11 protein-coding genes are annotated in these 12,039 nt (G+C 65.3%); 4 read left to right on the top strand and 7 right to left on the bottom strand.

Annotation, left to right across the window (positions count from 1 at the left end):
- The first annotated feature begins 1 nt into the window (after nucleotide 1).
- Both OG393_RS18725 and OG393_RS18720 read left to right on the top strand, forming a co-directional pair.
- On the top strand, nucleotides 2–286 hold the full coding sequence (locus tag OG393_RS18725) for a hypothetical protein (RefSeq protein WP_327375817.1): 285 nt from the start codon (nucleotides 2–4) through the stop codon (nucleotides 284–286).
- Between the two features lie 336 nt (nucleotides 287–622).
- On the top strand, nucleotides 623–1,453 hold the full coding sequence (locus OG393_RS18720; protein WP_327372459.1) for an IS5 family transposase: 831 nt from the start codon (nucleotides 623–625) through the stop codon (nucleotides 1,451–1,453).
- Here OG393_RS18720 and OG393_RS18715 read toward each other — a convergent pair.
- Complete coding sequence (locus tag OG393_RS18715) at nucleotides 1,371–1,937, bottom strand: hypothetical protein (protein WP_327373031.1); 567 nt, start codon at nucleotides 1,935–1,937, stop codon at nucleotides 1,371–1,373. The two genes, OG393_RS18720 and OG393_RS18715, sit on opposite strands and share 83 nt — an antisense overlap.
- Nucleotides 1,938–2,022: 85 nt before the next feature.
- On the bottom strand, nucleotides 2,023–2,223 hold the full coding sequence (locus OG393_RS18710) for a hypothetical protein (protein WP_327375816.1): 201 nt from the start codon (nucleotides 2,221–2,223) through the stop codon (nucleotides 2,023–2,025).
- Nucleotides 2,224–2,226: 3 nt separating this feature from the next.
- Here OG393_RS18710 and OG393_RS18705 point away from each other — a divergent pair, with 3 nt between their 5' ends.
- Nucleotides 2,227–2,355, top strand: a complete 129-nt coding sequence (locus OG393_RS18705; RefSeq protein ID WP_327375815.1) for a hypothetical protein — start codon at nucleotides 2,227–2,229, stop codon at nucleotides 2,353–2,355.
- A 30-nt stretch (nucleotides 2,356–2,385) separates the two neighbouring features.
- Here OG393_RS18705 and OG393_RS18700 read toward each other — a convergent pair whose 3' ends face one another.
- Nucleotides 2,386–3,039: a class I SAM-dependent methyltransferase gene (locus tag OG393_RS18700; RefSeq protein WP_327375814.1), complete on the bottom strand. Its 654-nt coding sequence runs from the start codon at nucleotides 3,037–3,039 to the stop codon at nucleotides 2,386–2,388.
- Between the two features lie 205 nt (nucleotides 3,040–3,244).
- Here OG393_RS18700 and OG393_RS18695 point away from each other — a divergent pair, with 205 nt between their 5' ends.
- Entirely contained in the window at nucleotides 3,245–4,672 is a 1,428-nt protein-coding gene (locus tag OG393_RS18695) for an IS1380 family transposase (RefSeq protein ID WP_327375813.1), read from the top strand.
- A gap of 248 nt (nucleotides 4,673–4,920) precedes the next feature.
- On the opposite strand, the gene OG393_RS18690 is transcribed toward OG393_RS18695, so the two are convergent.
- The 4 genes from OG393_RS18690 to OG393_RS18675 are packed head-to-tail and all read right to left on the bottom strand — an operon-like array spanning nucleotide 4,921 to nucleotide 11,727.
- Nucleotides 4,921–5,757 (bottom strand): phosphoadenosine phosphosulfate reductase family protein, encoded by an 837-nt coding sequence (locus OG393_RS18690; RefSeq protein ID WP_327375812.1) that lies wholly within the window; start codon nucleotides 5,755–5,757, stop codon nucleotides 4,921–4,923.
- Nucleotides 5,754–9,392, bottom strand: a complete 3,639-nt coding sequence (locus OG393_RS18685) for an ATP-binding protein (RefSeq protein WP_327375811.1) — start codon at nucleotides 9,390–9,392, stop codon at nucleotides 5,754–5,756. The genes OG393_RS18690 and OG393_RS18685 overlap by 4 nt, the downstream gene beginning before the upstream one ends.
- Nucleotides 9,389–10,555 (bottom strand): DUF4007 family protein, encoded by a 1,167-nt coding sequence (locus OG393_RS18680; RefSeq protein ID WP_327375810.1) that lies wholly within the window; start codon nucleotides 10,553–10,555, stop codon nucleotides 9,389–9,391. Before OG393_RS18680 ends, OG393_RS18685 begins: the two co-directional genes overlap by 4 nt.
- Entirely contained in the window at nucleotides 10,552–11,727 is a 1,176-nt protein-coding gene (locus OG393_RS18675) for a cysteine desulfurase family protein (RefSeq protein WP_327375809.1), read from the bottom strand. Before OG393_RS18675 ends, OG393_RS18680 begins: the two co-directional genes overlap by 4 nt.
- Nucleotides 11,728–12,039: the final 312 nt, after the last annotated feature.

Here is a 12,039-nt window from a genome sequence, read left to right as displayed (position 1 = left end):
CATGAGCGAAGCCGCATCAAGGCTTCCTGCCGGCCGCCGTCTGGCAGAGACGGTCTTCGTCGCTGATCCGACGACGCACGGCACGGTGGTTCTCAAAGCCGGAACCATGGTCTCGGACTCTGCTCTTGCAGATCAGATCACCCATCCGTCCGCGTGGAGCGATGACGAGGTGGACCAGGCCGTAGTCCCCGAACTTGCTGAGGCGGAGAAGAGCAGGGCAGCAGAACCCACCGATGCGGAGACCCCACGTCCCCGTACAACACGGCGTTCCCGATCAGGTAGGTGACCCCTGTGGGCAAGCGCCTCCCTCGCCGCTCGCCCACCGCTCCGTGAAGGCGGCAGCAGCTTGCACCTTAGTGCGTTGTGGCAAACCGGATCTTGTTCGAGTGGCAGCGGGTGATCATCTGGACGGAGGTTCGGGTGCGGTCGCGGGCATGAGAGAACGGGCCCCTTGGTAGTGACGCGGTTACGACACCAGCACGACCAAGGAAGCCCGTTGCCTGATCAGTTGAGCAGTATCTCTGTGCATGCGTCCACCGCGGTCACCCTTGGGTGTGACTGCTACGTGCACCGGTTCGGTTCGATCGCTCCGGGACGGCGGGCAGGCTGCTACCCCAGTGACATGACGGATGCGGAGTGGGCCGAGGTCCGCGCCGCGATGCCGGTGCCGGCGTGGCTCCTCAAGCTGGGCGGGCGTCCGGAGGCGTTTTGCCACCGCGAGATGCTTGACGCGGTGCGCTACCTCGTCGACAACGGCGTGAAGTGGACGGCTCTGCCGGTCGATTTCCCGTACTGGCGGGCGGTCTACGACTTCTTCCGCCGCTGGCGGGCCTACGACTACGCGCGTGAGCTGTACGAACGCCTGCGACGTTCGGCGAGGGAACGTTCAGGCCGCAACGCCGAGCCCAGCGCGGGAGTCATCGACAGTCAGTCGGTGGACGCCTCCGAGACCGTCGGCGAGGACAGTCGCGGATACGACGGCGGCAAGTCACGTGATGGGCGCAAGCGTCACATCCTGACCGATACCGAGGGTCTGCTCCTGGAGGTGACCGTGACCACGGCCGATGTCCACGACTCCAAGGCCGCCCCCGCCCTGCTGGAGACGTTCATGGACCACCCGGGTCGGCTGCTGAAACTGGTGTGGGTCGACAGCGCCTACCAGGGCTCGGCCCTGGCCAAGGCGTTCGCCCGTCACGGAGTCCGGATCGAGGTCGTGCGCCGATCCGACGGACACCGCGGATTTGTCGTACTGGCCCGCAGATGGGTCGTGGAACGAACGCTGAGCTGGCTCTCCCGCTCACGCCGCCTCAACCGCGACCACGAACGCCGCCCCGATCACCACCAGCAGATGGTGTGGTGGGCAGCCACGATCAGGCTGTCGCGCCAGGTGGCCGGCGATGCCCCGCGCTGGCCGGAGAAGCGTCCCGGCCGACGGCCCCGGGCACAGGCATGAACCGTCCATTCTTCTCCCGCACCAGCCAGCCCCGCTTCTCCAGCGCGTAGGCACGGTGACGGATCTTCTCCACCTCGTTCTTGATCTCCGCCTCACGGCCCACCACGCGCGTCAACTCCACCCCGCTCACCGGCCCCGAAGCGGCCACCACCGCGGCGAACACCTCCCGATACAGGCCGCTGAGCACCTCCTCGCCCATGCCCGACCGCCACACCGGCGGCCGCTCGCCATGCACCGCGTCGGAGCCGCTCGAACCCATCACGGCAGCCGCCTCACCACCAGACGCCACGGAAGCCGGCGTATTCACCGCACTCTCCTCGGCCAGCACCGACACGAGCTCCTCACGCCCCACACGGGCCCGCTCGACTCGCTCTCGCGCAGCATCCACCTCCGCCTGAGCCTGCTCCAGGACCTCCGTCCAGGACTCCAGCTCCTGCCTCGCCCGAGCCTCACGCCGTTCCATCAACCCCAGCACCGACGGCATCGCGCCCTCCTCGATCCACAACAAGCCGTCCGCTGCCTGCCCCTACCCCTCCGCGAACATGCCCCGCACACGAAGAAACCCCTGCTCATCGAACAGAGACTCCCTTTGCCACAACGCACTTAGTGATGACGACTTCGCCTATCTTCGCTCCGAACTCGGAGAGGTAACCCGACAGGATCTCGATGCGCGATATGCGCGGCTTCATGACATTCGAGACGTTGCCCTGGAGGTACTCCGTGAGCGGCGAGCATCTCTCGTCGCCGATCCTCTGGCTGTCACCGTGCAAGGGGTGGCCACCGTCAACAACGCGGAGAATGTCCGGGCTCTGGAGCGTCAGATTGCCAAGCTGGGGACTCCCGATGTCGCGGCCGCCGAGTTGACCAACCCGGTATTGCTGCAGCGGCGACGGACCCGATGAGCACAGAACACCAGCGCCAGGGGTTCTTGCTCAGTCCGGCGCGTTGTCGAAGCTGTTCGTCTGCAGGACTAGACAGCTCCACCGGACACCGTCACGGCCGTGAAGGTCGGGGCGCTCGCTGCGGTGGACCGTGCGCAGCCCATACGTATCGCCCAACTCAACTGTCTCAGAGGCGGTTACGTGGAACATGCAGCGACCATCGGGAACAGGGCCGTGACGCAGATCCACAAAGAACCGGCCGCCCGGCATCAGCAACGTCGCGATCCTGGCCATCGCACGGTGACGCTCGTCGCTATCCAGATGCATCCACACTGCGGTTGCGAAGATCGCCTCGAACCGGCCCGGGTGCTGGCTAAGCATCAGGTCTGGAAGAGCGTCATCAACCCAATCGATCCCGCTGCCTGCATGAAGACGCCGTCCATGTGCCCGAAGCTCGGCGGTCGGCTCGACAGCCACAACGCTGTGTCCACGGGCTGCCAGCGCGGCGGCATCGCGCCCGGTCCCTGCCCCCACATCCAGGACGCGGCCGGGCTCGGCAGGAACGAACTGCAGCACATCACAGTGGACCTCTTCGAAGGTGACTTCCTCATACTGAACCGCCAGCGCATCCGCCGTCTCGGCATACCCAGCAGTTCCCCTGGCCGGGCCGTGGCCACCCGCAGCGGGAGTCGGACATTTACTCACAGCCGAAGGCTATCGACCGCCCTCTACCTGCCCCAACACCTGGCAAAAGGTACGGGCCGCAGCCATCGGGCTGCGGCCCGTACTCGACCTCGGGTATTCAGCTGGGCGGGCTAGTCTGACTGAGAGTTAGCGAAAGGTGCCCCATGGCCTGCGAGGATGCGATTGTCGAGGTCGTATCCGTGCAAGAGTCAGGTGCACCTTTCTGGTGAGTGAGCGTACCGGGTGGGACCGGCGGCTGTCCGTGGTCGCCGACGGGAAGGGCCTGATAGGACATGCCGGGGCGGTGCTGCTGCACCAGGTCGCGGACCGGGTCGGGCTGACCGCCGCGCTGGGGCGGCTGTGGCCGGCGGGCGGGAGCGCGAACTGGCGGGACCGCGCGCACGTGCTGCTCGGGCTGGCCTCGGCGATCGTGCTCGGGGCGGTGAACCTGTCGGAGGCCGAGCAGCTCCAGGCCCACCACCAGGCGATCTTCGGGCCGGCCGCCTCGGACTCCACCGTGCACCGGCTGCTGGCCGGCCTCGACGAGAAGGCACGCCGCCGGATTGCCAAGGCCAGATCCCGGGTGCGCCGCCGGGTGTGGGCCCTGCTCGCGCTGCGTCCCGGCGGCTTCCCCTGGCTGACGGTGGCCGGCAAGGTGCTGACCGGCTGGATCGTGATCGACATCGACGCCACGATCATCACCGCGTCCTCGAAGAAGGAGGGCGCCGCGGCCACCTTCAAGAAGAGCTTCGGGTTCCACCCGCTGGCGGCCTGGTGTGCCAACACCCAGGAGTCGCTGGCCATGCTGCTGCGTGAGGGCAACGCGGGGTCGAACACGGTCGCCGACCATCTTGTGGTGCTCGCGGACGCGCTCGGGCAGATCCCCGACAGCTCCCGAGCGAAGATCCTGGTCCGGGTCGACGGCGCGGGCGCCACCCATGAGCTGCTGGAGCACCTGGAGAAGCTGAACACCGCCCGCCGCACGGTGCGCTACCTGACCGGCTGGACCATCACCGCCGACGACGAGCAGGCCATCGCAAAGCTGCCCGAGCAGGCGTGGGATGCACTGCTCGAACAGGACGGCACAGTCCACGAAAGCTACAAGGTGGCGGAGTTGACCGGGCTGAACCAGCGGCCGGGCTGGCCCGACGGGATGCGGCTGCTGGTCCGCCGGGTCAAACCGTCCGGACGCCAGACCAAGAAGCTCACCGCGTTCGAGACCCGGACCGGCTGGAAGTACAGCATCGTCGCCACGAACATCCGCCACATGTGGGGCATCGCGGGCTCCCACCAGCCGCAGTGGCTCGACGCGCTCAGCCGTTCCCACGCCACGGTCGAGGACCGCGTGCGCGGAGACAAGGCGATGGGCCTGCGGAATCTGCCGTCGAAGAAGTGGCAGGTCAACCAGGGCTGGATGCTCGCCGCCGCCCTCGGCCACGACCTGGACTGCTGGGTTCGTCTCCTCGCGCTGCACGACCAGGACGACCTGGTGCGCGCCGAGCCCGGCACGATGCGGTTCCGGATCTACCACCTGCCCGCCCGCCTCGCGCACCACGCCCGCCACCAGTGGCTGCGGATCGAACGCAGCTGGCCCTGGGCCCACGCGTTCACCTTGGCCTGGCGCAGACTCACCGACCTCCCGGCCGTCACCTGACGACCGGCGCCTATCCCGACGAGGACCAGGAAGGAGCAGACCGGCAGGACACCGGCCCGTGGAAGGCCGGCGCCCCCGCAGCGTCACGCGACGGCCCGCCCTCGAACGGCAGAGGACAAACCGGGCAGCCAGCCGGACCCGTCAACCCACGAGCACCGCTGAAGAATCGAGGTCGAGGCCGAGATCAGTCACACCGTGCCAATCCGGTTCTACGAGCAAAGTGGATTGCGCGGCATCGGCGGTGTCGCTCAGAGGTGGCAAACCGCGCAGGCAGCATCGTCATCGTCATCGTCCAGAGCGTTAGACAGAATCTCCAGCAACGGACGGTTCGGCTTTTGCCTCTTAGCCGCACGCTCAAGCGCCGTCTGATGCTTGGCTTCGATCTCTTCGCGCCGCTCTATCAACTCGTCGAGAGATTCCCCCTGCGACCAGGTGTACTTGCGGCCCTGCATGGCGGTGTCTTGGTGCTTGACCTTGTTCTCGTAGGCTATGGCCTTCTCGAAAAGCTCCGGATGCCGGTCCTTAAGCCCAACCCACTCGTGCTTACGCTGGAAGAAGCAGAAGTAGCAACCGGATCGGGTGCGCCACTCGTAGTAATCCGGGAGGCCGATGCCGGCCTCTTCGAGGATGCGGTCCACTCCCGCGCGATCAATGCCGTCCTCGCGGAAAGGGAATACCGCGGTGATGTTCGGCTTGGTGCTGACGTAGCCCAGCCGGTTCTCGTCCGCCCGGATTGCCACGTACGAGATCGCCTCGTCGTCGCCGATCCATTCCTCAAGCGGCTTGATCTTCAAGTTCTTCGTGCACCAGCGCATTTGAGGACTAGGCAGCGTCCCCTGGTAGACCTCAAGCCAGTGATCGAAGTCCCGAGAGGAATTGAGTCGCTCAATCGGCTTGCCTAGAGCGCCTTCGAGGCGGTTGAGGTACTCGTACGTCTCCGGCAGCTCGGCGCCGGTGTCACAGAAGAAGTACTCCATCTCTGGTACACGATCTCGCATGTAGATCGCCAGAGACGAGGAGTCCTTTCCTCCCGAGATCCCGAGTACGTGGCGCTTCTTGCTGCTGGATCCGTCGGCGTCTGTCACAGCTGCTCCTCCTTCTCAGATGCGTCGCTGTCCTGCCCGGACAGGTGCTCGGCCAGGGCGGCAAGCAGGATGCGCGCGCCGTCGGGGCCCAGTGCTTCTTCAGCTTGCCTGATGACACTGACAACGAGCTTGTCCGCGGCATTCCGCGACTTCTTCGGGACGTGGATAAGCGTGCGCTCCTCCGATCCCCGGGAAGTAGTGAGGGTCAGCAGATGAGTGTCGATCTGTCGCTGCTTCGGCCGACTGCGCTTGCCACCTTCCTTTGCGACCTCGTGAACCGGCTCCTCCTCCACGGCGTTGTACAGGTGACTCACGCGATCCAGCGCGCGCGCCCTGTCCCGAACGACGCGGGGGAAGACTTCCACGTCGCGGTCGGTCCAGTCACCGAGGGCCTGGTTGACGAGTTGGACGACGACTGTCCCAAGCCAGTCGTCATCGGGAAGCATTTCATTGAGTACCCGGGTGACGAATCCATGGAGACTGACTTCGAGCGACGCGTCGGCGAAGCCTCGCATACGCTCAGCCAGACCGGCCCGCAGCTCACCGATACTCGACGCGGAGAGTCGAAACTCCTGAGCCAGCGTCTCCACCACGTGCTGACACAAGTTCGCGCTGGCGTCTGCGAGTTCGTTGAGCCCGGTAGTGAGTCGTGCGACGTATGCCTCTGCTACCTCAGCGTCCTTCCGCGCGCCCGGGTTGATCTTCTCGAAGCCGAGCGCCTCGGGAAGCTCTTCGAAGACCAGCTGATCAGGGTCGGTCGCTTCGGACAGCACCTTCCGGACCCCGGCGGCGTAATCGCTGAGCCGACGAGTCTTCTTCGAATACTCGTCCAGCTCCCACATCGGTTCCAGCAATCCGCGAGTGACCGCGAGCAGTGCCGGATTCCGGTTTGCTCTACTCCGAGGGATATCGACGCCGAGTGACTTCACCAGCTTGTCGAGAACAAGACTGCGCTGGCCTCGATCAGCTGGAGTCGCCTTCACAGTGAAACGCTCTGGATTGACGTTCAGGCGCTCAATGATGGGGGCGGTGAGGCGCGGGCAGTAGTTACCTTCCTCAAAGAGGGCGACATCGTTGCCCCGCATGACGAGCGCTGCGACCACCAGGATGGGGACGACGCCGGCCTTGACGCCGTACGGAGGCGCCATGAGGCGCTCGTAGATCTCTACGAGGTTGGTCGAGTCCGTAGCTTCACTCAACGCCTCCTCAAGCGCCTCCCACACAGGCATGACGCTCGCGTTCGTGGCAGCGTCCGGGCGGGACATCCCGTGCGTGTGGATACTGCCTTCAGAGTTCTGGCCGCCGGTGACCTCGCCAGCGGCCCGGTGCAGTCCGAGGTGCTCAACGACTCCGTCGTACAGAGCGCGTTCTGCTGGGAACGTGTCCTGGGGCCAGCCAAGCAGCGGCAGCCCGGTCTTCTCGATCATTGACGTGAGGACTTTGCGGCGTGTCCGAGCGGCATTGCTGGTCAGCTGGTGCCGTCCGACCATCTCGTTTCGGACCTGCGGGGTCTGGCGGTAGACCACATTGCACGCTTCGGACACGAGCCCCGCGTAGCTGCGGGCCTTGAGCTGCTGGGCGGGAGCGCCGTCGGTGTCCTCGCCGCTCTTCCACAGGTACCAGCTCGACTCATCGCTTCCTGGGCGGAACGCCTCGGCGAGCATGGCGGTGATTCGCTGGGAGAACTCACCTGCCCGCTCGCTGATCTCCCGCCGGGCGACGTGGTCCAGCTCCTCATCACTCATGAGGTCCTGGAGCGCCACAAGAGTGTTGCCGACATCCAGCACGGCTTGGGGGTTCTTCGTCACACCGACGACGACCGGAAGTGGTGAGTCGACCCGGGGCGTGCTCTTCAGGTCGCCGAAGTGGAAGACGAGCATCCCGTCGGCCGCGTCCTGCACGACCTTGGGACCCCTCAGCTTCTCGGTCTGGTGGCTGACGGCAGTCACGAAGTGCCGCTGCATGCCGGTGAGCTGGCTGTGTGCGCCCGCCGCCACCGCGTTCGGGAGGACATTCGTCCCGAGGTGCTTATTGAAGAAGCGCACAACGTCATCGGGCTGCAGCTGAGTGGCGATCTCACGCACCCGGGCGTCGATATCGACATCGGTGCCCTGCCAGATCCGGTACTCGTCGCTGTACGACCGGTGTACGACGAGCCCATCCTCCACCAGCTTGGCCAGCCGCTTCTTTAGCTGGTCGAACCGCTTGGCGTCGGTGGCGTCGGTCGGATCGTTCAGAGCGAACTGGATCATGGCCGGAGTAGCGCGCAGCAGACCGTCGGCATCGATGAGGTTGAGTACACCGATCGCTTTGAGCAGCTCCTGATCGGCTTCGGGGAGCCCGTGGGCTTCTTCAAGGCGGGCATTGATCTCCAGCCACCGACTCGACTTGGAGGAGGCGAGGATCGTGGTAAGCCCTGCAGAAAAGAAGAAGTCGTACAGCTGCGGGATCCGGATCGTCGAAGCACGCTTCGGTGCCTCGTCCGCACAGGTGTCGAGAGTGCGCCGCACGGTGAACGGCTCGTCGTTGACGAGGAAGCCGCTGAGGCTCCGGTCGTTCTGGCCGATCTGCGCTGCCATGAGGGGAGCCGCCACGGCGGTGAGGGGGTGCAGCGGGTACAGGTTGGCAAACGACTCGGCCGAGATGTCGACGACCGAGTGCAGCGACTGCTCGCGCCAGATACCGAAGGCCGCCTGAGCCTGAGCCTCGACCAGCTTGCGCCCCTGTTCCGGCACGGCGGAGTGCGCCAGCTTCCGCTGAAGGAGGTACACCGCGTCGCCAAGGTTGGGAGCAAAGGTGACGTCCTCGAAGCGCCCTTGGATCTTGGCCCACTCCTGCGTCTGGACGGAACTGGATCGCGAGGCGTAGTCCGTGAAAGCCAGGTGCTGCAGAGTGAACATGAAGAGCGGCAGCCCCTTGGCGCCGGCGCCCTTTTCCGCGAGCAGTTGCAGCAGGAAGACGTCGCTCTCGGCGTGACTGCCCTCCCCGCTGGAGACCAGATACTCCAGCGTCTTGCCGAACTCGTCGATGATCAGCAGGAGCGGCGCCTTGCCGCACAGCATGGAGACCGCGTTCAGCAGGGCGTCAGTCGTCGGGGCGGCTGTCTCCGCGCAGGCCGCCATGGCCGTGGAGACGTCCTTCGGGACGCGCTTCTTCCACTTACGCTCCACGGCGGTCTGCAGGGCGCGGTGGATGGTGACTGACAGGGGCTCTCTACGTGCAGTGGTGACAGCTCCCAGGAAACCCTCTGTCGCGAGCGCCTGACGGTTCTCGGCGATCTCCTGGGCCAGAGCGGCGTTTGTCGCAGCAACCGCCTCGTAAGCGCGGGTTCCGCGCTCGCTGTCGTGGCCAAGGAGGGCGTCGATCAGGTTGGAGAGGGTCGACTTGCCGGACCCGTAAGGGCCCGTGAAGGACCAGGCGCGAGTGCGCTTGAGATCGCCCAGGGCGTTACCAACACGGTCGAGAACGTCGAGAGCACGTACACCGACGTACGGGGAGTGGAGGTCTTGGGCTCGGACGTCGCGTTCCAGGTTGGTGGAACGAAACTCCGTACCGACGAAGCTGATCCCGGAGGGGATCTGGACATCCGTACCCTTCCCCTTGGTGCGGGAAGATGGCTTGGTGGCCGTGGTCACGCGAGCTCCTCGATCATCTCGGGCTGCTGGGGGATCCGTCCCTGCGCGGCCTCAGCGTCGTCGTCTGTTGTCTTCTGCAGGCCGGGATTCTGCCGTGCCCACTCTGCGGGAGTCGGGAAACCGTCGCGCTCACGAACACGGCCGTACTGCTCATCGAGGATGTCCCAGGCGATGCTCTCCGGGTTGTCAGCAAAACGGAGGCTTCGCTGCCCAAGTGACTCCACGATCTCAAGCTGTGGATGGTTCTCGACGAAGGCTTCAATCGACCTGGCGAGCTCCGGCTCACGCATACGGAATGCGCGACCGGGGGCACCGGGCTCGCTGGCGAGGCGAGCTAGGGAGATGGAGTCTGGCTTGCGGCTGAAACGGGCCGCGTAGTCGAGGCAGGTGTGAACGAGGACACTCGGCGGCAGGCTAGGGCGGATGCCGCTGGTGAATCGGTATGTACGCTCCTTTCCACGGCCGCCCTGGAACTCCAGAAGCCCGAGCTCACGGAAGGGGCAGAGAAGGGAGTCTTCGAAGCTGCCTGGGGAGAGGGGGTTCGCATCGGGGTCCGGCGCGTACATCTTGATGAAGCACTCGACGTCTCGGCTGATCGACTCGGGTGCCGGCCACTTCTCACGCTTGAAGCTGTTGTGCACTTCACGCGTGATGAAGGTGGTCATCTCCTCGATCGTGACACGCGCCAGCGGTGCTAGGTGGAACATTACGTACCAACTCGGGACGAGGCACTTGGCTTCCTCATCTCCGGAGACGAGCCACCAATGCAGCAGCCACAGGCTGCCCGTGTCCTCGAGGTAAGGGTCGGCTCCCTCCTCGTCCAGCAGCCACCGGGCACGCCACGTCGGAGCGGCTGCAAGAGACCGTGCCTGCGGTGTGGGCTGATACTCATGAGTGAGCTTGAACGCCTGCGACCAATAGCGCATGGAGTAGACCATGTTCTTACCCACGCCCAGGCGTACAAGTGCATCCGGGGCATGGAAGAGCATCTCGTCCTTCTTGACCTGCAGGTATGCCTTGTGCAGCCAACCGAAGCGCGGGGGAAAGCTCTCGTGCCTGTTGAATTTCAGTCCGACGACATCGGTGGAGAGGCGGCCTTCTGGCATTGCGGTCGTACCCTTCAGTTCAAAATATGAATGCGAAGTCTTAGAGGTGCCGGTCAAGGACTGTCAGTGGATCCCATGACAGCCCGGACGTGGGTAACAGCTCGCACGGTGGCATCGGCGGCTCGGCGAATTTCCTGCTCCGTCGTGGCGTAGCCCAGCGAAAAGCGAACGGTGGAGTCGGCGTCCTCCCGGCTGAGCCCCATGGCGAGCAGAACATGGCTAGGACTCGGCGCTCCTGCGGAGCAAGCGCTGCCGTCGGACGCGGCTACATCGGGCATCGAGGCGAGGACCGCGTCGGCCGGTGCTCCCGGGAAGGTGATACTCGTGACGCCTGGAAGCCGCGAGGCGGCCGCGCCATTGATGTAGCTGCCGGGAATCTGCGTGAGGAGCTCGCCCTCCAGGAGATCGCGCAGCTTGGTGATGCGCGGGGCCTCTTCACCAAGCTGTCGATGGGCCGCCTCGGCCGCGGCGCCCAATCCGGCGATCCCTGGGACGTTGAGCGTGCCCGCGCGCCAGCCGCGCTCGTGTCCGCCGCCAAAGACCAGCGGGCGCTGAGGGAGCGGAGTGCCGCGTCGGATGAACAACGCACCAACGCCCTGCGGGCCACCGAGCTTATGGGCTGACAGCGACAGGAGGTCCACGTCGAGAGCACCCAGGTCGAGAGGTAGCCGGCCAACGTATTGCGTCGCGTCCGTGTGAACCAGTGCACCGGCTTCGTGTGCGGCCTCGATCATTGGCGTGAGATCGGTGATCACCCCGGTCTCATTGTTCGCCAGCATGATGGATACGAGAGCAACGCCACGCTGCTCAACGGTTGCCTTGAGCGTGCCAGGATCGGTCCGCCCCTTATTGTCGACAGGCAGGACAAAAAGGGCGCCTGGAGTATCGCGTACGAGTGCTCGGGCCGTTTCCAGGACTGCGGGGTGCTCGACAGCCGAGGTGATGATCAAGTCACGCTGCGTGTAAGCCGCCTGCAGGGCAAGGTTGCTGGCCTCAGTCGCACCCGATGTGAAGATGAGCTCGCCTCGAGAACAGTTCAGCATGTCGGCAACCTGTTGCCGCGCATGATCCACCCTGGCCGCGGCCTCTCGCCCATGGTCGTGGATGCTGGAGGCGTTGCCTACAGTCTGGAGCGCGTCGTACGTGGCCTGCAGCGCCTCCGGGCGCATGGGAGTGGTTGCGTTGTAGTCCAGATACACCGCCTGCGCGGCGTAGGAGCCTGAGTTCATGGAGTGCCCCCGCCTGCCGAGATTGTCCCTTACGGTGCTCCTGGTGACTGCTCTCGCAGGTTCCCCATGCTCCACCAGGAGTGCCCTGAGATCCTAACGGACGCGCCCACCCCTTGAGGCAGGCTTGCCGGAACCACGACTTTCAGCCACTCCGGCCGCAGATCTACAGGAGCACCCCCGACTGTCACCGCTCAGGGCTACCCTTGACCCGGTGTCGCGAACGCGCGCGCCCGCCGGTCCTGAACCGTCGGCATCCGTCTTCAGTAGCGGCCAACACAGCAGGTAGCGTGGCCGCGAACGGAGGGCGAGGCA

Source organism: Streptomyces sp. NBC_01216 (assembly GCF_035994945.1).
Taxonomy (GTDB): domain Bacteria; phylum Actinomycetota; class Actinomycetes; order Streptomycetales; family Streptomycetaceae; genus Streptomyces.
The sequence above is the reverse complement of the archived record's forward strand: the minus strand, read 5'-3'. Positions and strand labels throughout refer to the sequence as shown.